Consider the following 21,762-nt stretch of genomic DNA (forward strand, 5'->3'; position numbering starts at 1 on the left):
AAATCACTACAGGGAAAACAAGATGCATTCAGTTTCATTTTTGCGCGGCGCAGTTTCCGCGGCACTTTTCTCAGCGCTCGTCGCTTCACCGGCGCTTGCGGAAAAAATCCGGTTTGGTGTGACGTCGGGGCCGCATGCTGAAATCGCCGAAGCATTCGCACCCGTTGCCAAGGCAAAGGGACTGGATATCGAGATTGTGGAGTTTTCGGACGGTGCACTGATCGACCCGGCGACAAATGATGGCGATCTCGACGCCAATGGCTTTCAGCATACACCTTACTTCGATCAACAGAACAAGGATCGAGGTCTCAATCTCGTTGCTGTTGGCGGACGTACTGTCTTGCTGCCAATGGCTGGTTACTCACGCAAGTACAAATCTCTAAGTGAGCTGCCAGAGGGCGCACAAATCTCCATTCCCAACGATCCGAGCAATGCAGGCCGTGCCTTGAAGCTTCTTGAAGCTGGCGGCGTTATCAAGCTTACGCCGGGTGTAACTTTCAACGCAACTGAACTCGATATTGTCGATAATCCGAAAAAGGTCAAAATCATACCGATGGAAACGGCCCAGCTTCCACGGTCGCTGGAAGACGTGGATTTTTCCGTCATCACTTCACATTTTGCGCTGAGTGCTGGGCTGGTTCCGACCCGTGATGCGATCCTGATCGAAGACCAGTTATCCGATTATTTCTGCCTGCTTGCGGTCGCGGAAAAAAACAAGGATGCACCATGGGTCAGGACGCTTGTCGAGGCTTATAAATCTCCGGACGTCAAAGCCTTCATTGAGAAGAAGTTCGATGGCAATATCGTAGCAGGTTGGTGACATGAACGTGCTCGTACGCAGCGGACCTGTGTCGAACGCCGTACCGGACGATACAAGCCCGGCACCGTCAATCATCGACATACGTTCGCTGACAAAGACCTATGATGAGAAGGCTGGTCCGGTCATCGACAATGTCTCGCTTCAAATCGCCAAGGGAACCATTCACGGAATTATTGGTCGTTCAGGCGCTGGAAAAAGCACGCTCGTGCGTTGCCTGAATGGTCTGGTGCACCCAACCGGAGGACAAGTCGTTGTTTCCGGGCGAGAGATCACAACGTTGCGTCAAGGCGAATTGCGACAGGTTCGTCGTGAAGTATCAATGATATTTCAGCATTTTAGTCTGCTGTCTTCACGAACTGCTTTTGGCAACATAGCCCTGCCACTGGAGCTCACTGGCTATGATCGCAGCACCATAAAAGCCCGCGTGAGCGATTTGCTTGATCTGGTGGGGCTCAAGGGAAAAGCCGATGCTTATCCATCGGAATTGTCTGGCGGTCAGAAACAGCGTGTGGGTATAGCACGCGCATTGGCTTTGGAACCGAGCATCTTGCTGTCGGATGAGGCGACATCGGCGCTTGATCCGGAAACCACCGAGCAAATTCTTTCGCTATTGAAGGATATCAATCGGCGGCTGGGGCTGACGATTGTGCTCATTACGCATGAAATGGACGTCGTGCGCCAGATCGCAGACCATGTGACGGTTCTTGATGGCGGCAGGGTCGTTGAAAGCGGAGCGACCTTCGACGTCTTTGCCTTTCCGCAAACACCGATCGCCCGGTCATTTCTGGCTAGCATCGTCGCCCACGACCTGCCGCCGGAAGTATCGCAGCGGGTGCTTCCACAACCAGTTGTCGGGTCGGATCCGGTTCTGCGCATTATCTTTTCCGGTGAAGCCGCGCATGCGCCGGTCGTTGCTACGCTCGTGCAGCGCTTCGGGATAAATCCGAACATATTGCACGGGCGCATAGACTATATCGGTGGCAGACCACTGGGCATCATAACACTCGTCGCTGAGGATGGTTCCGCCGATCTCGCGGACGTTCGCAATTATCTGTCTTCACTCAATCTTCATGGAGAGGTCATCGGTCATGTTGTCCGATCTGCTTCCGCCGGCACTCGTCGGGCTCTTGCTTGAATCGCTGAAGCAGACGGCTACTATGGTGGCCGCATCTGCCATTCTGTCGACATTGATTGGCCTGCCGCTCGGTGTTGCACTGATTGTTACCAGTCCGGGCCAGTTTCTCGAACGACCGGTCTTCAATCGTGTTGCGGGCACTGTCGTCAATCTGGTTCGATCCACGCCATTCATCATTTTGATGGTGGCGATCATTCCCTTAACGCGCCTGATTGCCGGAACGACCGTTGGCACCTATGCGGCCATCGTACCACTGACCGCGGCAATCACACCTCTCTACGCACGGCTCGCCGAAACGGCGATGCGTGAGGTGGACCAGAGCCTGATCGAAGCTGCCGAGAGCATGGGTGCAACGCCAATTCAGATCATCTTCAAGGTGCTCTTGCCTGAAGCGCTACCCGGGATCATTGCGGGGCAAACAGTTACGCTTGTCAGCCTTGTCGGGTACTCGGCGATGGCAGGAACAGTCGGCGGCGGTGGACTGGGCGATCTCGGAATTCGCTTCGGATATCAGCGCTTCATGCCGGAAGTCATGGTGGCCGTCGTCATCATCCTGGTTGTGATCGTGCAATCCATCCAGATCACGGGCGACTACGCCGCCCGTCTTGTCAACCACCGTGTGGCGCGCAGCCGTCGTTCCCGCTGAGAGTTTTTCAGGAGCTTCCAATGACTATACATACCACCCCAATCAATCTGCCTCTGCTTGATTTGTCCCGTTTCAATGGCAGCGCCGAGGAGCGCGACAGTTTCATTGAGGAGCTGCGCCGCACTCTTCACGAACATGGCTTTTTCTATCTCACGGGACATGGCGTCGATCCGAAACTCGTGGAGGACGTGGTTGCAACGGCGAAGACGTTCTTCGCACTTCCAGCGGAAGAAAAACTCAAGATAGAAATGGTGAAGTCATCGCATTTCCGCGGTTACAATCGTGCTGGCCTCGAACGGACACGTGGCGAGCAGGATTGGCGCGAACAGCTCGATATCAATACGGAATCAGAACCTGCCGAGATCGGTCCGAATAGCCCGGCATGGAAGCGTTTGATCGGCCCGAACCAGTGGCCGGAAGCACTGCCCGAACTTAAGCCATTGTTGCTTGCTTATCAGGCTGAGGTGACGCGCGTTGGCATTGATATTCTGAAGGCTATCGCCGCGGCTTTGGGGCAGTCGGAAGACTTTTTCGCCCAGATTTATGAGCCGCATCCGTCTCAGCTCCTAAAGATTATCCGTTATCCGGGGCGCGATGTGGCGGAAAGTGAGCAGGGAGTGGGCGCACATAAGGACGGCGGTTTCGTTACTGTGTTGCTGCAAGATATCATCCCCGGCCTGCGCGTTCAGCGGGAAGATGGCGAATGGATTGATGCACCTCCGGTTCCCGGCACTTTTGTTATCAATACGGGAGAATTGCTTGAGCTTGCCACCAATGGATTCGTGCGGGCAGATGTGCATGGCGTTGTCGCGCCGCCAGCCGGTGTGGAACGCTTTTCCGTCGCCTTCTTTCTCGGTGCTCGATACGACGCGACGATTCCGGTTATAGATTTGCCAGATGAGTTGAAGACCAAGGAGCGCGGTGTGACTGTCGACACGCTGAACCCGATCTTCCGTGAAGTTGGTGCGAACAATCTAAAAAGTCGCCTCCGGTCCCATCCTGATGTTGCGCGTGCTCATCATGCAGATTTGCTGACACCCGAACAATTGGCGGATCGCTCGCCCGGATCGACATATTGACAGGTTGATCTTCATTTTCCAGGGCGTCGTGGTCGTGCTGACGAGAACGCCCTGTTCACCCCATCCCTTGACGGCTAATTGTGCTGGTCTCAACAGCCGTCAAGGAACGAGTCCGGGGGTACGTGGTTGATCCAGATCGTTCCGGAACATGCGACACCCTCACGAGTGACCGCCGCTCATGTTTCGCTTTTTCGCAAACATTTATAAGCTGCGATTGCTGACAGGTGAGCGCGGCAGCTATCATTATGGTGGAAACCTTTTATCATTTTGCCAAGCGGATGCCGGTCTTTTTTCAAAAGTTTCGGCAGATTGACCGTGTAGTTGTCATTTTGAACAATTTGTTCCCACGAAATTTAACAAATCCACGGCTTGATCGTTCAAAGCATCAATGGAAATCTCCCTGCACTTATAAAAGCGTGAAGTAGGGAGGGGATCGCTGAAATGCCTGTAATGCCCAAATTGTGTGCCGATACCATAGTATATAACGGTGCGATCTGGTGTGGATATGAAGAGGGCACAGTCGAAGCCCTGGCCATCTGGCAAGGCAAGGTGCTCGCTACGGGCACCAAGGATCAAATCTGGTCTTTGAAGGGCGATAATACGCGTTTGATCGATCTGAAAGGACGCTTTGCCACACCCGGGCTGAATGACGCTCACCTGCATCTCATTTCGATTGGGTTGACACTCAAGTGGATTGATGCGACGCCGCAAGCGGCGCCGACATTGCAAAGCCTGCTTGACGCCATTCGGGAACAGGCTGCTTCCGCACCTCCCGGCGCATGGATCAGAGCACGCGGCTATGACCAGACGAAGCTCGATGTCGGTCGGCACCCGCATAAATCGGAGCTTGATGCTGTTGCTCCACACAATCCCGTCATGGTGGTACGCGCATGTGGCCACGTCTCGATCTTCAATTCGAAGGCATTTGAACTGGCGGGTATTGACGAAAATTCCCCGGTGCCAGATGGCGGCTTGATCGAGCAGAAGAATGGTACTTTGACGGGGATGGTTGCAGAAAATGCGCAAGGCGCCGTCCGCAAAGCGATCCCCAAGGCAACGACGGAAGAGATGATCGAGGCCATTGAGGCTGCAGGCAATCTTCTCCTTTCCTATGGCATCACCAGCGTTATGGACGCCGCTGTCGGTCAGGTCGCAGGCTTCGATGAAATCCGTGCCTACAACCTCGCCAAACTCGACAAGCGCTTGCCGGTGCGCACCTGGCTCGTGCTGCTCGGCGATCCGGGACCTTCCATTGTCGAAGAATGCTACAAAGCAGGACTTGTTTCCGGTGTCGGCGATGACATGCTGACAGTCGGTGCCGTCAAGATTTTCCTTGATGGATCGGCGGGCGGACGCACTGCATGGATGAGCAAGCCGTATCTCGGCGACGACGATAATATCGGTGTCCAGATATTGCCGGATGCAGAACTGGAAGCGCTGGTGCTCGATGCCCATAAAAAGGGTTATCAGTTGGCTTGCCACGCTATCGGCGATGCAGCGATTGGACAGCTTATTACAGCCTATGAAAAGGCACTCGCAGCGCATCCCGATCCAGATCGCCGCCATCGTATCGAACATTGCGGGTTCTCCACGCCGGAACAGCATGAGCGGATGAAGAAAGCCGGGATTTATCCTTGTCCGCAACAGGTCTTCATATACGATTTCGGTGACGCCTATATTTCTGTTCTTGGCGAGGAACGCGCAATTTCAAGCTACCCGCTGAAAACCTGGAAGGATCTGGGTTTCAAGCCTGCGACTGGCAGTGATTCACCGGTCTGCCATCCGAACCCCTATCCAAACATCTATTCGATGCTTACGCGCGAAACGGGTAAGGGAACGGTGATGGATACCCGCGAATGCGTGACCATCGAAGAGGCCCTGCAAGTTTATACGGAGTTCGGTGCTTTCTCTCAGAAGCTGGAGAATGTGAAGGGCAAGCTTGTACCTGGGCAGGTTGCTGATATTGCGGTCTTTTCACGCAATATGCTTACCGCGAAGCCGGAAGAGATTCTCAATGACACGCATTGTGTTCTTACCATGCGTGACGGTGAGGTCGTATTCGAACGGTCGTGAGTTAAATGCTCCCGGTTTCCGGGGGCAATAAAAAGAATTGAAGCGTAAACGCTTCGGGGCGATTTCGGGCAGCGAGGTTTCGACAGAGCTGTCCGAAGAACGGTTCATCTGAATCGCAAGAATGACATTTATGAAGGGGAACAACATGAGAAAATTTGCTTTGCTGGCAGCGCTGTCTGCAGTCCTGCTGGCCGGAACGGCGGCTTACGCGGCGGACGAGCCACGTTCGGGAGGCGTCATCAATTTTGTCGCGCCCTACGGCGACAGCTTCTCGACGCTCGATATTCAAGCATCGCCTGCCACACAAGACGAGTTCTACGCCAAGGCGATTCACCGTACGCTCTATGATTGGGATGCTGATCTCAACAAACCGGTACTCGGTCTTGCAACCGATGTGACTGTGTCCGACGACAGGCTCGTCTATACCTACAAGCTTCGTCAGGATGCATTTTTCCACAATGGCAAGCCTTTGACGGCAGACGACATTATCTGGAGCTATACCCGGATCATGGATCCGAAAAAGGCATTCCCACCGGCACGTTACATCGCCGAAATCAAAGGGGCGGAGGAATATACGCAGGGCAAGGCCAAGGAAATTTCCGGCCTGAAGAAGATCGATGACCATACGCTCGAAATCACGCTGAAACAGCCAATTGATCCGGGCTTCCAGTTCATGCGTAACAACACTGCCATTTACCCGGCAGGTGAGGGGGATAGCGAAGAGTTTCAGCGCCACCCGATTGGTCTCGGACCTTATAAGTTTGCGGAATATGTTCCTGGCTCTCGCCTGACAGTGGAGAAGTGGGACAAGTACTACGAAAAGGGCAAGCCCTACGCCGACAAGATCAATATCATGATCATGGGTGATGCGGCCGCGCGCGACGTTGCGTTCCGCAACAAGGAGATCGACGTAGCCGTGCTCGGGCCGGCACAATATACCGCCTATCTTGCCGATCCTGAACTGGCAAAGAATATGGTCGAGGTAGCTGAGGTATATACGCGCGCCGTCGGCTTTAATCCGGATTTCAAGCCGTTCCAGGACAAGCGTGTTCGTCAGGCAATCAACTACGCCATCGATAGCGATCTCATCATCAAGCGTCTCGTCAAGGACAAGGCCTATCGTGCTGTTGGTTGGCTGCCAAACTCATCGCCAGCCTTCGACAAGGATGCGAAGCCTTATCCGTATGACCCTGAAAAAGCAAAAGCTTTGCTTGCTGAAGCTGGGTATCCCGACGGCTTCGAATTCGAATTGACAGCAACGCAAAACGAGAGCTGGGGCCTGACCATTGTTCAAGCGATCATTCCGATGCTCGCCAAGGTCGGTATCAAGGTGAAGGCAAAGCCGGTCGAAGCGTCAGTGCTTGCGGATGTAGTTCCGGCGGGCAATTTCCAGGCCTATATGTGGTCGCTCGAAAGCGGTCCGGATGCACTGACGGCGATGCAGTGCTTCTATTCCACGACCCCACAATCTGCGTGTAACTACCAGAAGTTCTCGAACGCAGAATTCGACAAGATTGTCGATGAGGCAAAGGTAGCGAAAACTGAAGAAGAGAAGAACGAGCTTCTGAAGAAGGCCAACAACCTGTTGCAGGAAGAAGCGCCGGTCTGGTTCTTCAACTACAATAAGGCTGTCATGGCACATCAGCCATGGTTGCATGGCCTGCAGCCGAACTCGGCGGAGCTCGCCGTTCAGTCCTATGAAAAGCTGTGGGTTGATGACACGGTTCCGTCCGGTCGCTAATTCTGGCTGATCTGGATCGGCCCGCTCGTTATCGGGCGGGCCACTGATCCCCTTTGCTCCAGCGTAGTTTACGCTGATCCGAAAGGAGGACCATGTGCTCTATTTTATTTTTCGGCGCGTCTTGCAGATGATACCGACGGTCGTCGCTGTATCACTGCTGATCTTCATCATTTTCAGTGTTGTTCCGGGCAGCATCGCTTCTGGCCTAATTGCCAATGGTAAGGGCATGAACGACCCGAAGATGGTCGAAAAGATCACTCAGGAATTTGGCCTCGACAAGCCTGTCCATGTGCGTTTCGGCAATTATCTGGTTCAACTGGCACAGTTTGATCTTGGTACGTCCTATCGATCAAGACAGCCGGTTGTCTCGCTTATTCAGGAGCGCATGTGGCCAACATTGAAGCTCGCTTTTGCGGCTATGGGGTTTGCGATCCTGATAGGCGTACCGCTTGGGTTTCTCGCGGCACTTAAACCCGGAAGCCTTCTCGACAGTGTGACGATGATAGGCGCAGTCTCGGGCCTCTCGCTACCACAGTTCTGGCTGGGCCTGCTGGCCATGTATCTCTTCGCACTGACACTCGGATGGCTGCCGAGTTTCGGCTATGGCGATGGAGGCATCAGAAACGTCATTTTGCCTGCGCTGACGTTGGGTGTTGCGCCATTGGCGTTGCTGGCAAGAACAACGCGTGCAGCCGTGCTTGAAGTGATGGGCGCTGATTTCATTCGTACCGCCCGCTCTAAAGGCATGAGCAGCTTTCGCCTGGTGAAATGGCATGTCATGCGCAATGCGCTGGTGCTGATTATCACGACAATCGGCTTGCAATTCGGATCGATGATGGGGCAGGCCGTGGTGGTGGAGAAGTTATTCTCGTGGCCGGGCCTTGGCTCCTTGCTGATCGATAGCGTTTCGCTGCGCGACATTCCCGTGGTGCAGGGGGCAATTCTCGTAATCGTGTTGTGGTTTTTGGTCATCAATACGATCGTTGACATTCTCTACGCGGTTATCGACCCGCGCATAAGCCACGAGTAAGCCCATGAAGCTCCGTTTCAATCTCGTATTCGGCGGGTTCGTGTGTATCGTCATCGTTGCAGCAGCCGTCTTTGCGCCGTTGCTGGCGCACTATAATCCGGTTCTCGACGCTGATTTGATGAATGCTGAATTGCCGCCTGACGCACAGTTCTGGTTTGGCACTGATGCCCAGGGTCGTGATGTTTATTCGCGCATCCTTTATGGTGCGCAAGTGTCTTTGACCGTTGGTGTCGTCTCGCAATGCATCAACACGGTTATTGGTCTGTGTTTTGGCATTTCTGCCGGTTATTTCGGCGGTTGGTGGGATGATTTCGTTAATGGTCTCACTAATCTCATGCTGGCAATTCCGTCGCTGATCTTCGCGCTGGCAATTATGGCGGTCCTCGGCCCCGGTTTGCCAAGCCTTCTGCTCGCGCTTGGTCTGACGAATTGGTCCTGGACTTGCCGCATTGCGCGCAGTTCGACCCTTTCACTAAAGAAGCAGGGCTATATTCAGGCTGCCAAGATGCTTGGCTATAGCGATGCCCGCATCATGATCACGCAGATCGTGCCAAACATGATCGGACCGATCCTCGTTATCGGCACTCTTGGAATGGGCGACGCAATTCTCGCAGAAGCAGCACTTTCCTATCTTGGTCTTGGGATCAGTCCACCGGATCCAAGCTGGGGCAACATGCTCACTGATGCGCGTGAGTTGATCGTGAATGCGCCTTGGGCTGCCGTGTTTCCCGGTTTGGCCATCTTCTTCACGGTGCTTGGACTCAATCTGTTCGGGGACGGTCTTCGCGACTGGCTCGACCCGCATATGAGGACACGCAAGGTATGAGCGAACAAGCACTTCTTGAGGTAGAGAACCTCCGGATCGATATTGTTTCTGGTTCGAGCAAACATAACGTGGTCGAAGACGTATCGTTCACTATCGGAGCCGGCGAGACATTCGGACTGGTTGGAGAGTCTGGCTGCGGAAAGAGCATCACTGCACTATCGATGATCGGATTGCTGCGCAAACCACTGTCGATAACGGATGGCGTGATACGCTTCAAAGGGCAGGATTTGCGGTCAATGTCGTCGCGTGAAATGCGCAAGCTGCGTGGCAATCGCATAGCGATGATCTTTCAGGAGCCGATGACTGCTCTCAATCCGTTGTCGCCAGTAGGGCGGCAGATCGCGGAAATGTTCGTGCTGCACCAAGGTGCTACTTGGCACGAGGCGGAGCGCAAAGCGATCGAAGCGCTCGCCAGTGTTCAAGTTCCTGCGCCAGAGCAACGTGTGAAGAACTATCCACATCAGATGTCTGGCGGTATGCGCCAGCGTGTAATGATCGCTATCGCACTCGCGTGTGATCCAGATTTGCTGATCGCTGACGAACCCACGACCGCGCTTGATGTGACTGTTCAGGCGGAAATTCTTCGTCTGATGCAAGAGCTTTGCACGGCACGAGGAACTTCTGTCCTGATGATTAGTCATGATCTTGGTGTCATCGCGAAAATGTGTCGTCGCGTGGGGGTCATGTATGCTGGGCATCTAGTCGAGCAGCGCATAACAGCAGGCCTGTTCCACCACCCGGCTCATCCTTATGCGCATGGTCTTCTGGCCTCTCTACCGCAGCTCGGCTCACGACAAAAAGCAGGTCAGTTGCGGCTGCAGGAAATCGAAGGCGTGGTACCCTCCATTTCCGCTTTTCCAAAGGGCTGCAGGTTCGAGCCGCGTTGTACGCGCGCGACTGATATTTGCCGTGCGCAAAAACCGGGCTGGACGCCACTTGAAGATGCCGGTGTGGTGAGGTGTTTCCATCATGAATGACATGCATTCAGCCAAACTAGCAGAACCATTGGTCCGCATCGACGATGTCTGCGTTTACTTCCCGGTGAGCGGCGGCATTTTCAGTCGCTCAAAGCAATTGCTGCGTGCCGTCAACAATCTCAGCCTGACCCTCAACAAAGGCGAGTGTCTTTCGATTGTTGGAGAGTCCGGTTGCGGTAAATCTACGCTTGCACTCTCCCTCGTCGGCTTGCAAAAGCCGACGAGCGGGCAAATCTATTTTGAAGGACGACCGATCACCGGAAAGGACGAACCGTCGCGGCTGGAACGAGCAAAGATGGCGCAGATGGTCTTTCAAGATCCGTTCGCTTCACTCAATCCGCGCCAGACAGTCTATACGTCCCTGGCGGCGCCCTTGCGACTTCACGGTGTGACCTCGCGCAGCGAAGTCGATGGGCGCGTCGAGGAAATTCTGCGTCTTGTTGGTTTGAAGCCCGAGCAGGCAAAGCGTTTTCCGCACGAGTTTTCGGGTGGGCAACGCCAGCGCATCGGCATAGCACGCGCGCTGCTGCTCAATCCGAAAGTTATCGTGCTTGATGAGCCTGTTTCGGCGCTCGATGTTTCGATCCGGGCTCAGATCATCAATCTGCTGCTGGAACTGAAAGAACGGCTCGGTCTCTCTTATATCATGATCAGCCATGATTTGAGTGTCGTAGAACATATGAGCGACCGCGTGGCGGTTATGTATTTCGGGCAGATTGTTGAGAGCGGACCGTGGGATCGGATATTCTCGAACCCGACGCATCCCTATACACGGAGACTGATTTCGGCCATTCCCGATCCGATGACGGAATTGACGGGCGGTCGGCTGCTCGACGATACAAGCCCACCGCAAGCACCGGAAGGTTATGCATTTTACCCCGAAAGCTTTGGCACGCACGATGTTCATGAAGTGCCACCACGGACACAGTTCATCGATATAGGCGGGGACCATCGCATTCGCGTGATCGAGAAAGCTTGAGTATCAAGTAAAAAACTAAAAAGCGCCGCTAACCGGCGCTTTTTATTGTCGTAGTATAAAGATCAGCCGCTGATCAGCTTTACTTCCATGAAGTCTTCCAGCCCCCATTTGCCGCCCTCGCGGCCATTGCCTGATTGCTTATAGCCGCCAAACGGACTTCCCGGTGCACGCGATGTGCCGTTGATCTGCACCATGCCAGCGCGCAATTTGCGAGCCACGCGTTTTGCGCGTTCCGGACTACCGGTCTGGATATAGGCTGCAAGCCCGTATGGAGTGTCGTTGGCAATGGCGACGGCTTCTTCTTCGGTATCGAACGGGATCATTGCAAGCACCGGTCCGAAGATTTCTTCGCGAGCAATCGTCATGTCATTGTTTACGTCGGCAAAGACGGTTGGCTTGACGAAATCACCTTCGGTGAACCCGTCGGGACGTCCCGTACCACCCGCAACAAGCCGTGCACCTTCATCAATGCCCTTCTGGATCAGGTGTTGAACTTTCTCGAACTGGATTGAGGAGGAAAGCGGGCCGATGTGATCGCCTTCCTTTGCCGGGTCGCCGACCTTCGTGCCTTCTGTTATCTTTTTCGCGAGGTCTACTGCCTTGTCGTAAACTGAGCGCTCCACCAGCATGCGCGTCGGCGCATTACAGGACTGTCCGGTATTCTCGAAGCAATGCGCAAGGCTGCGTGCCATAGTCTTTTCAAGATCGGCGTCGGCGAAAACGATGTTCGGCGATTTGCCACCAAGCTCCAGCGAAACGCGCTTTACCGTTGCTGCTGCTGCTCGCGAAACTGCCGTTCCGGCGCGGGTCGAGCCGGTGAAGGACATCATGTCGACATCTGGATGTTGCGACAAGGCTTCGCCAACAACGGTGCCTTCGCCATTGACGAGATTGAAAACGCCTTTCGGGAAACCTGCCTGATCCACAAATTCGGCAAAGAGCATAGCCGACATCGGCGCAATCTCGGACGGCTTCAAGACTACCGTGCAGCCAACCGCAAGTGCTGGAATAACTTTCAGCGCGATCTGGTTCATCGGCCAGTTCCACGGCGTAATGAGGCCGCAAACACCGATTGGTTCGCGCACGACCGTCTGGTTCGGGTATTTCGGAGAAAGGATCTCTTCGAACTCGAAGTTTTCGAAGGCCGCAATGAAAGCCTTGGTATGAGAGAGGCCTGCCGCTGCCTGCGATTCCCGCGCAAGCGTAATCGGCGCACCCATCTCGAGTGAAATTGCCTTGGCCATTTCCTCCAGACGGGTTTCGTAAATTTCCACTAACCGACGGATATAACCGATGCGTTCTTCTGCCGGGGTTTCGCTCCAGGATGGAAAAGCCTTGCGTGCGGCTGCGACCGCTAGGTCGATGTCTTTTGCGGAACCGGCAGAGATGACGGCATAAGGCTTTTCGTTGGCGGGGTTGATGACCTCAATGGTCTTAGCTTCTATCGGAGCGCGCCACGCTCCATCGATATAGAAGTCCGTTTTTTGATCGAGGTTTTTCTGAAGCATCGTACCGTCCTCCGTCGCGCTGAATGTTCGAGTTCAGCATAAGCCAACCCGATTTGCTTTCGACACTAATGCCGGGAAATGGCAGCGTCAAAACAGAAGGGTACATGGAAACATCAATTTTTCTTATTCATTATCGTAGGCTTCAACATCAAAACCCAGGGCAACCAGTCCTTCTTCCAGATAATCTCCGAGAAGCGGTGTGCCTATGAGATATTTGGCTTCACGGCCATTGTCGCGATCAGCCGCGGTTGCAAGAGCTTCATCCCATTCTTCTGCACTAAAATCGCCGCGTCCAACCCACATCAAAGCGAGCAGTTCCTGCCGCTCATCTATGTTTAGGGACCGGATAGCCGCAAAAAGTTCCTTGCGGGTGGGATTTGCCAGTGAGGCGTCGAGAATATCAACTTCATTGTCATCGCTGGCATTTGACCCGGATTCTTCATCGGTTGCGGGAACCTGAACGTCATACTCCCGGGCCTTGGCGATTATAAACTCCAGATTGTCGATATTGTTGACCAGCTCGACCACGCTTGCCTCCGTTACCTAGAGCATTTCCAGCAAAAGTGCGAAGTGGTTTTGCGTAGGATAATGCGTAAAAACAAAGAGATAGAGAATTTCCAGCAGTTCAATTTAAACTGGAAATTCTCTGGGTTGTTTGGCAAACAACGCTTTCGCAAAGCCTTGGTTCCGGCTGTCTCAGGGAGCAGGATCAGCTTCGCGCAGCCTGTAGCCGACGCCTGTTTCGGTTAGAATATAATGCGGCTGATCCGGGGATTTTTCAACCTTCTGTCTCAGCTGGCGGACATAGATGCGAAGATATTGCACATCAGCCGCCGGCCCCCAGACCTGGCTGAGAATAAAATGGTGCGTCAGCACTTTTCCGGCATGCTGCACGAGAAGACGGAGGATATCGTATTCCTTCGGCGACAGTTTAATTTCTTCACCATTGAGTTTCACAAGACGGCGCACAAGATCGACGGTTAGGCCGTCACTCTGGAAAAGTGGCTTTTCTCCCTGCTGTTGCAACCTGTGCCGCAACGCGACCCGCAAACGCGCGGCCAGTTCCTTCATACCGAAAGGTTTCGGGACATAGTCATCGGCTTCTTCTTCAAGTGCACGAACAATCCCCGCTTCGTCGGTTCGGCTTGAGAGGACGAGAATAGGCAAGGTCACGCCGGTTTCTCTCCAGCGTTGAAGCAGCGCATGTCCATCAGTGTCAGGAAGACCCAGATCAAGCACCACGATATCGGGCTTTTCCGTCGTAATACGCTCGTCGGCTTCGCCACCATTCACGGCCTCGACGACGGTGTAGCCTTCCGTCGTCAGTCCGACCCGCAACAGTTTGCGGATGGCTGGTTCATCGTCGACAACAAGAATTTTCAGTTTCGGATCGTTCATGAGTTTTTGTCAACTTCATCAGCTGGGACGGGCAAAGCGATTGTAAAGACGGCACCGGTGCCTTCATGCCGATTTCCGGCCCGAATAGAGCCCCCCATTGCTTCGATGAAACCGCAAGCGATTGAAAGCCCCAGTCCGGTACCGGCCTGCACGTGATCACCTTTACGCACACGATAGAACGTATCGAACACGCGCTCCAGATCGCCGGGTGGAATACCTGGACCCCGATCACTGATTTCCAGTGTTATACGAGACGGAGCAGCATGAGCCTTAATTGTAATCGGTGTGTTTTCGGGGGCATATTTCGCCGCATTGTCGAACAGATTGAACAAGACCTGCTCGAACAGAACGGCATCAAGCTGAACCATAGGCAAATCAGCTGGAACGGCAATGTTGACCTGATGATGAACCAGAATCTTGGCTGCACGATTGAGCGCCGCCCCAATGAGATCGCCAACATAATGAAGCGACAGATTAGGCTTCATTGCACCCGCTTCAATCCGCGTCATATCGAGGAGGTTTGCGATGAAGCGGTTCAAGCGCTCTGATTGGTCCACCACGGTTGCAACGAGATCGGAACGGTCTGTATCTGGCAATGAGCTGGAATAGTCGCGCAAGGTCGTGGCTGCGCCCAGAATTGCCGCCAGCGGGGTCTTCAGATCGTGTGAGATTGAGGTGAGCAGGGCCGAACGCAATTTGTCAGCTTCGGCGGCGAGTTTTGCTCGCTCCACATCACCGACAAGCTGAACGCGTTCGATGGCAATTGCGGCCTGATCGGCCAAAGCCTCGAAGAGACGCTGTTGTTCAGGCGTGAGGATAGGCCCCATGCGATCATTGTCGAGGCCGATGACGCCAACTGATGTTCTGGCGGTTTTGAGAGGCAGATAGAGCCGCTTGGCACCCGGTAAAGTATTGGCACCACGCCCAGCGGGAAGGTCGTGTTCCCAGGTCCAGTGTGCTGCAGCGATATCGGCATCATCCAGAGTGTCATCAGGCGGATAACCACCTCTGACCGTTATACTGTTTCCTTCAGGGAGAAGCATCACGACCCGCACCTTGAGCATTGATGCGATCTGGAATGCGGTGGCCCATAACACATCATCGAGCGAGCCAGTCCCTGCCAGCTTTTTACTGAAGAGATATAGATCTTCCGTCATGCGTGCACGTTGCCGTGCCGCTGCAGCCTGCCGCTGGACCCGGCTCGCCAGATTGCTGGCAATGAAACTCACGAACAGGAAGAAAACCAGCGCCACAACACTTTCAGGATCGGCGATGGAAAGCGTGTAGAGGGGAGAAAGAAAGAAGAAATTATAGGCGAAAGCGCTAAGTACGGATGCGAAAAGCGCTGGCCAAAGACCAAGGGTGACCGCAACACCAAGAACGCCGACAACGAACACCAGTGCTATGCTGCGCACATCCAGAAACTGGTCGAGCAGCAAGCCGGTGACAAGCGCTATTCCTGTCATCACCATACCGATCAGATAGGGCGTGATGTCGGGCGTTGCCTTCTGACTGGCGGTCTTTACCTTACGAGGGGTCTCCCCGTTTTCATAGTCGACACCTGCCGTTATGTGAATATCGATGGCGCCGGAGAGCCGCACCAGTTCTCGTGCGATGGAGCCGTCAATCATCTCACGCCAGCGCGATTTTATCGATTTTCCGGCGACGATCTGGGTAAAGTTGTGTGTTGAAGCGTAGCGAACAATGTCTTCGGCGACGGATTGACCGGGAATGATGATGGTTTCCCCGCCGAGCTGTTCGGCAAGCTTCAGTGCCGTTGCAAGCCTGTCCTTTGCTTCTTCAGTAAGCCCCGCAGACCGTGCCGTTTCTATATGGATGGCCGCCCAAGGTGCGCGAAGACGATCCGCAAGCCGACGCGCATAGCGAACCAGCGATATACTACGGGGGCGTTCATCGACCGCAACCAATATGCGGTCGCCTGCAGCCCATGGCCCTTCAATGGCATGGGCGCGCATGTGACTGAGCAGTTGCTCATCGACACGCTGGGCGGTGCGGCGCAGCGCCAATTCACGCAACGCGGTCAGATTCCCGGGAGAAAAGTAATTGCGGATCGCTCGTTTCGCGGTCTTTGGTAGGTAAATCTTGCCTTCATTAAGACGTTTGAGGAGATCATTCGGCGTGAGATCGATAAGCTCAATGTCGTCGGCACGGTCGATGATGCTGTCGGGTACTGTTTCACGCACACGGATACGCGTGATCTGTGCCACAACATCATTTAGGCTTTCGACATGCTGGATGTTGAGCGTCGTATAGACATCAATCCCGCGCGCCAGAATTTCCTCGACATCCTGATAACGTTTGGGGTGTCTGCTGCCCGGTGCATTCGTGTGCGCCAGTTCATCCACAAGAACCAGTTGCGGTTTGCGAGCCAGCACCGCATCGATATCCATTTCATCCAAGAGATGCCCGCGATAGGCCACTTGCGCACGCGGAATAATCTCAAGCCCTTCCGTCAGCGCTTCGGTTTCCACTCGACCATGTGTCTCGACAACGCCGATGACGACATCTATGCCATCAGCTCTGCGCGCGCGACCGGACATCAGCATTTCATAGGTTTTACCAACACCCGGTGCGGCACCGAGAAATATCTTCAGGCGGCCACGCGTTTCGCGTTCCGCCTGTTCAAGCAGAGCATCGGGAGAAGGTCTGTTCTCGCCGAAGCGAAGCGGGTCCGATGTCAAATAAAACTCCTGAAAGGAAGGGGCGGCAAATCATGCCGCCGCCAGTTATTCTACTTGGTGCTGGTCCTGTCCAGAACAAGGTTCAGCTTCAGAACATTGACCACCGGTTCCCCGAGAAATCCGAGCTCACGAGCTTCAACTTGTTGCTCAACAATTCCTCGCAATGCGGCTTCATCGATCCCGCGCGCCTTTGCGACACGCGGCACCTGATAGAAAGCTGCTTCCGGTGAAATATGCGGATCGAGACCGCTTGCGGATGTTGTCACAAGGTCAATCGGTGGTCGTGCATAACCTTCGTCTTGTGAGAGAGCGGTGGCGTCAGCTTTAATTCGCTCAATGAGTTTTGGATTGGTTGGGCCAAGATTGGACCCGCCAGAACTCGCGGCATCATAACTGTTTTGTCCTGCCGCAGATGGGCGACCGTGAAAATAGCGGTCGCCGGTAAAGCCCTGTCCGATCAACTCGGAACCAATGATTGTACCGTCCTTTTCGATCAGACTGCCATTGGCATTAGCGGGAAAGATCGCCTGGGCGATACCTGTCATGCCGAGCGGGTAGAGCAACCCGGTTATGACAGTGAGCGACACGATCATCACAAGTGCTGGACGAAGTTGTTTCAGCATTTTTGTTAATCCTTATGCGAGGCCAAGGGCGGTAATGGCCATATCGATGGCCTTGATGCCGATGAATGGCACGATGACGCCGCCGAGGCCGTAGATCAGAAGATTGCGCGAGAGGAGCGTACCTGCACCGACCGGCTTGTAGGTCACACCTTTCAGCGAAAGCGGGATCAGAGCCACAATAATCAGGGCATTGAAGATGATGGCCGACAGGATGGCGCTCTGCGGCGTGGAGAGTCCCATGATATTGAGCGCGCCAAGCTGAGGATAGAAAGCCAGAAACATAGCCGGAATGATCGCAAAATATTTTGCAATGTCATTGGCGATGGAGAAGGTCGTCAACGCTCCCCGTGTCATCAGCAATTGCTTGCCGATTTCAACGATTTCAATGAGCTTGGTGGGATCGCTATCAAGATCGACCATATTGCCTGCTTCTCGCGCGGCAACCGTGCCGGTATTCATGGCCACGCCGACATCCGCCTGAGCAAGGGCAGGGGCGTCGTTTGTACCGTCTCCGCACATTGCAACAAGTTTCCCCTTCGCCTGTTCCTCTCGGATGAGCGACAGCTTGTTTTCTGGCGTTGCCTGCGCAAGAAAGTCATCCACACCTGCTTCGGCAGCGATGGCTGCTGCGGTCATAGGGTTGTCGCCGGTAATCATGACAGTGCGGATACCCATCCGGCGCAATTCGGCAAAGCGCTCGCGGATGCCGCCTTTGACGATGTCCTTCAGGTGCACGACACCGAGAAGGTGGCCATCTTTAGCGACGGCAAGCGGTGTGCCGCCAGCCTTGGCGATTGTGTCAGCGATAGACTGTAGTTCCGACAGTGTTCTTTCATCGGCGTGGCTATTCTGGTCCACATAGGCAAGCACAGCATCCACAGCGCCTTTGCGAATGACGGAACCCTCAATATCGACGCCGCTCATGCGGCTTTGCGCGGTGAATGGTACAAAATGGGCGTGAAGACCTTGCATGTCACGGCCACGTAAACCGTATTTTTCCTTGGCCAGAACGACGATGGAACGACCTTCGGGCGTTTCGTCGGCAAGCGAGGCCAGTTGCGCTGCATCGGCAAGCTCTTGCTCGGTTACGCCATTGACCGGCACAAAAGCGGTCGCCTGACGATTGCCAAGAGTGATCGTGCCGGTCTTGTCAAGCAGAAGCGTGTCCACATCACCCGCTGCCTCGACCGCACGACCGGACATGGCAAGCACGTTGAAGCGTACGAGGCGGTCCATGCCTGCGATACCAATGGCAGAAAGCAAGGCGCCGATTGTCGTCGGGATCAGGGTCACGAAGAGCGCAACCAGCACCGTGACGGGGATATAACCGCCTGCATAAGTCGCAAAGCTAGGGATCGTAACAACGGCGAGCACGAATATCAGCGTCATGCCTGCAAGCAGAATGTTGAGCGCGATCTCGTTGGGTGTCTTCTGGCGTTCTGCACCTTCCACCAGCCTAATCATCTTGTCGATAAAGGTGGAACCCTGCGCGGCGGTGATGCGTACCTTGATCCAGTCGGACAAAACTTGTGTTCCACCTGTAACGGCAGAGCGATCGCCGCCAGATTCACGGATGACAGGCGCGGATTCGCCGGTAATGGCGGCTTCATTGACGGATGCGACACCTTCAATGACTTCACCGTCGGAAGGGATGATGTCATTGGCTTCCACAAGAACGATATCGCCAACTTTCAAGCTCGTTCCCGGCACACTTTTCCAGTTTGGTCCCTCGGGACTATCCAGAAGTTTAGCTTGTGTTTCCGTTCGTGTCCGGCGCAGCGAGTCTGCTTGTGCCTTGCCTCGGCCTTCTGCGACGGCCTCGGCAAAATTCGCAAACAGAACTGTGAACCACAGCCACAAGACGATCTGGAATGAAAAGCCGACACTGGGATTGCCGGTGGCGACGTCTTTCAGCAGCAGCAAAGTTGTAAGCGCTGAAACGACGGCAACCACGAACATCACCGGATTGCGCGCAAGACTCCTGGGATTGAGCTTGCGAAAGGCATCGCCGATGGCGGGTAAAAGGATGCGGGCATCGAGAATGCTCGCGGATTTGGACTGGCTCATAACAGAGACTCCAGTAAAATTACGTTTCCGTTCGGAAAGCTCAGATCAATCCGGCAAGCTGAACCGCGAGAAGGACGGCGGTCGTTGCCAGAAGGATCGAGAGAATGCAGCTTGAGGGTTTGAGCATCAAAACATCTGCCCCTTGATCATTGCGAGGTGTTCGGCAATGGGGCCGAGCGCCAGCGCCGGGAAGAAGATCAGTCCTCCAACCACAAGAATGACACCGATCAGCAAGCCGACGAAAAGCGGCCCTGTCGTCGGGAAGGTGCCTGCAGATTGCGGTGCAGCTTTCTTGGCGACAAGTGAACCGGCGATCGCCATGGCAGGCAGGATCACGAGAAACCGGCCCATCAGCATGGCAAGCCCGATGGTGATGTTATACCAGGGCGTATTGCCGGAGAGGCCGCCGAAGGCCGAACCATTATTCGCTGTGCCTGAGGTATAGGCATAGAGAATTTCCGAGAAACCATGTGGTCCGGGATTGGCGATCGATGCCAGCCCTGTTGGAATAACGGACGCTATGGCGGTAAAACCCAGAATTGATAACGGAAGGCAGAGAACGGCGAGCATCGCCATTTTCACTTCCTTGGCTTCGATCTTCTTGCCCAGATATTCAGGCGTGCGTCCAACCATCAGCCCGGCCACGAAAACGGCAACGACAACAAACAGGACGATACCGTAGAATCCTGCACCTACGCCGCCGATGATGATCTCGCCCAGCATCATGTTGATCATGGGGATCATTCCGCCCAGTGCCATCATGCTGTCATGCATGGCGATCACTGCACCGCATGATGCAGCGGTGGTAACGACGGCGAAGAGCGCGGACATTGCGATGCCGAAACGTGTCTCCTTGCCTTCCATGTTGCCACCATCAACACTGAGTGCATGGATGAGGGGATTACCGGCAGCTTCTGCCCAGTAGCAGATTGCAACGCCTGCGACGAACAATATGCCCATCGCAGCAAAGATTGCCCAACCCTGACGTTCGTTGCCGACCATTCGCCCGAAGACGTTGGTAAGCGAAGCGCCGATTGCGAAGATCGCAACCATCTGGATCATGTTGGAGATGGCATCCGGGTTTTCAAAAGGATGCGCGGAATTGGCATTGAAGAAACCGCCGCCATTGGTGCCGAGCATCTTGATGGCGAGCTGCGAGGCAACCGGCCCAAGCGCGATCACCTGTCTCGCGCCTTCCAGCGTTGTTGCTTCGGCATAAGCACCAATCGTTTGCGGCACACCGAGGCTGACGAAAGCCAAGGTAAGGATAATGCACAAGGGCAAAAGGACGTAGAGTGTGCATCGTGTAAGATCGACCCAGAAATTTCCGAGCGTCTTCATGGATTTGCGCGAGAATGCACGAATGAGTGCAATGGCGATGGCAACGCCAGTAGCAGCCGAGACGAAGTTCTGTACCGTCAGTCCTGCCATTTGCGTCAGGTAGGACATGGTGCTTTCGCCACCATAGTTCTGCCAGTTGGTGTTGGTAACAAAACTGGCAGTGGTGTTGAAGGCCAGGTCCGCCGGGACGTCGCTCATACCCATCGGGTTGAAGGGCAGAGAGCCCTGAAACCGTTGCAGCATGTAAAGCAGCAAAAAGCCGGCCAGATTGAACAACAGCAGGGAAGCAGCATAGGTTGTCCAGTGCTGTTCTTCTCGTTCGGTTGTGCCTGCGAGGCGGTAAAGCCCCCGCTCGACCGGAACGAGTACAGGTGAAAGGAGCGTCCGTTCACCGCCGAAAACGCGCGTCATGTAGCCGCCGAGCGGTTTGACGAGCAAAATGATGATCCCGCAAAAAACGAGGATCTGAATCCATCCATTGATTGTCATGGTCTTTTCCGAGGCCTGAAAGGCTGCCGGTTACGCGGGCTTGGCCGGAGATCGGCCTAGAACCGCTCCGGTCGTATGAGCGCGTAAAGGAGATAAGCGGCTAGAAAGGCTGCAACCAAGGCGCCAGCGACGTATTCGATCATCATGGCGACGCCTCAAAGCCTTTCGCAGATGCGCAGATAGCCGAACAGCAGCGCGAAGAAGCCGATGCCGATTGCAAGGACGGCGAAATCCATAGTCATGCCTGAATTGCCCTAAGGGGCTCCCTGTTTCTTACAGGGACATTATGTTGCCGCATTGCATAGGGTTTCGAGAGCGAGCGCTGCTT

General features: G+C 54.5%; 18 protein-coding genes. 10 read left to right on the top strand and 8 right to left on the bottom strand.

From position 1 onward, the window contains the following. Window positions 1-22: 22 nt before the first annotated feature. From OHI65_RS08000 to OHI65_RS08045, 10 genes are all read left to right on the top strand, one after another. Window positions 23-820 carry a MetQ/NlpA family ABC transporter substrate-binding protein gene (locus tag OHI65_RS08000; RefSeq protein ID WP_125301141.1) on the top strand — a complete coding sequence of 266 codons (798 nt, stop codon included), beginning with the start codon at window positions 23-25 and terminating at the stop codon, window positions 818-820. A gap of 1 nt (window position 821) precedes the next feature. Then, window positions 822-1,955 carry a methionine ABC transporter ATP-binding protein gene (locus OHI65_RS08005; protein ID WP_125301140.1) on the top strand — a complete coding sequence of 378 codons (1,134 nt, stop codon included), beginning with the start codon at window positions 822-824 and terminating at the stop codon, window positions 1,953-1,955. Further along, window positions 1,909-2,601 (top strand): methionine ABC transporter permease, encoded by a 693-nt coding sequence (locus OHI65_RS08010; RefSeq protein ID WP_125301139.1) that lies wholly within the window; start codon window positions 1,909-1,911, stop codon window positions 2,599-2,601. Before OHI65_RS08005 ends, OHI65_RS08010 begins: the two co-directional genes overlap by 47 nt. Window positions 2,602-2,621: 20 nt before the next feature. Further along, a complete protein-coding gene (locus tag OHI65_RS08015; RefSeq protein ID WP_125301138.1) occupies window positions 2,622-3,680 on the top strand; it encodes an isopenicillin N synthase family dioxygenase in 1,059 nt (352 codons plus the stop codon). A gap of 450 nt (window positions 3,681-4,130) precedes the next feature. Continuing rightward, on the top strand, window positions 4,131-5,753 hold the full coding sequence (locus OHI65_RS08020) for an amidohydrolase (RefSeq protein WP_369523269.1): 1,623 nt from the start codon (window positions 4,131-4,133) through the stop codon (window positions 5,751-5,753). 145 nt (window positions 5,754-5,898) lie between these two features. Further along, on the top strand, window positions 5,899-7,494 hold the full coding sequence (locus tag OHI65_RS08025) for an ABC transporter substrate-binding protein (protein ID WP_036587364.1): 1,596 nt from the start codon (window positions 5,899-5,901) through the stop codon (window positions 7,492-7,494). Between the two features lie 94 nt (window positions 7,495-7,588). Next, window positions 7,589-8,524, top strand: coding sequence for an ABC transporter permease (locus OHI65_RS08030; RefSeq protein ID WP_010658972.1), 936 nt, complete (start codon window positions 7,589-7,591; stop codon window positions 8,522-8,524). Between the two features lie 4 nt (window positions 8,525-8,528). Beyond that, window positions 8,529-9,350 carry an ABC transporter permease gene (locus OHI65_RS08035; protein WP_010658971.1) on the top strand — a complete coding sequence of 274 codons (822 nt, stop codon included), beginning with the start codon at window positions 8,529-8,531 and terminating at the stop codon, window positions 9,348-9,350. Then, a complete protein-coding gene (locus OHI65_RS08040; RefSeq protein WP_010658970.1) occupies window positions 9,347-10,327 on the top strand; it encodes an ABC transporter ATP-binding protein in 981 nt (326 codons plus the stop codon). Before OHI65_RS08035 ends, OHI65_RS08040 begins: the two co-directional genes overlap by 4 nt. Beyond that, a complete protein-coding gene (locus OHI65_RS08045) occupies window positions 10,320-11,306 on the top strand; it encodes an ABC transporter ATP-binding protein (protein ID WP_010658969.1) in 987 nt (328 codons plus the stop codon). The genes OHI65_RS08040 and OHI65_RS08045 overlap by 8 nt, the downstream gene beginning before the upstream one ends. A 62-nt stretch (window positions 11,307-11,368) precedes the next feature. Here OHI65_RS08045 and OHI65_RS08050 read toward each other — a convergent pair whose 3' ends face one another. The 8 genes from OHI65_RS08050 to kdpF all read right to left on the bottom strand — a co-directional run bounded on the left by OHI65_RS08050 (window position 11,369) and on the right by kdpF (window position 21,580). Continuing rightward, on the bottom strand, window positions 11,369-12,814 hold the full coding sequence (locus OHI65_RS08050; protein WP_125301136.1) for an aldehyde dehydrogenase family protein: 1,446 nt from the start codon (window positions 12,812-12,814) through the stop codon (window positions 11,369-11,371). 123 nt (window positions 12,815-12,937) lie between these two features. After that, window positions 12,938-13,342 (bottom strand): DUF3775 domain-containing protein, encoded by a 405-nt coding sequence (locus tag OHI65_RS08055; RefSeq protein ID WP_010658967.1) that lies wholly within the window; start codon window positions 13,340-13,342, stop codon window positions 12,938-12,940. A 168-nt stretch (window positions 13,343-13,510) separates the two neighbouring features. Further along, window positions 13,511-14,212: a response regulator gene (locus OHI65_RS08060; RefSeq protein WP_264358631.1), complete on the bottom strand. Its 702-nt coding sequence runs from the start codon at window positions 14,210-14,212 to the stop codon at window positions 13,511-13,513. Beyond that, window positions 14,209-16,914 carry a sensor histidine kinase gene (locus OHI65_RS08065; RefSeq protein WP_264358632.1) on the bottom strand — a complete coding sequence of 902 codons (2,706 nt, stop codon included), beginning with the start codon at window positions 16,912-16,914 and terminating at the stop codon, window positions 14,209-14,211. Before OHI65_RS08065 ends, OHI65_RS08060 begins: the two co-directional genes overlap by 4 nt. A gap of 50 nt (window positions 16,915-16,964) precedes the next feature. Continuing rightward, on the bottom strand, window positions 16,965-17,537 hold the full coding sequence (kdpC, locus tag OHI65_RS08070) for a potassium-transporting ATPase subunit KdpC (RefSeq protein ID WP_125301133.1): 573 nt from the start codon (window positions 17,535-17,537) through the stop codon (window positions 16,965-16,967). Window positions 17,538-17,549: 12 nt separating this feature from the next. Continuing rightward, window positions 17,550-19,604 (bottom strand): potassium-transporting ATPase subunit KdpB, encoded by a 2,055-nt coding sequence (gene kdpB / locus OHI65_RS08075; RefSeq protein ID WP_012093145.1) that lies wholly within the window; start codon window positions 19,602-19,604, stop codon window positions 17,550-17,552. Window positions 19,605-19,730: 126 nt separating this feature from the next. Then, a complete protein-coding gene (kdpA, locus tag OHI65_RS08080; protein WP_125301132.1) occupies window positions 19,731-21,434 on the bottom strand; it encodes a potassium-transporting ATPase subunit KdpA in 1,704 nt (567 codons plus the stop codon). A gap of 56 nt (window positions 21,435-21,490) precedes the next feature. Then, window positions 21,491-21,580, bottom strand: a complete 90-nt coding sequence (gene kdpF, locus OHI65_RS23025; protein ID WP_040128283.1) for a K(+)-transporting ATPase subunit F — start codon at window positions 21,578-21,580, stop codon at window positions 21,491-21,493. Between the last annotated feature and the right edge of the window lie 182 nt (window positions 21,581-21,762).

This window comes from Brucella sp. MAB-22 (assembly GCF_025908475.1).
In the GTDB taxonomy this organism is placed as follows: domain Bacteria; phylum Pseudomonadota; class Alphaproteobacteria; order Rhizobiales; family Rhizobiaceae; genus Brucella; species Brucella anthropi.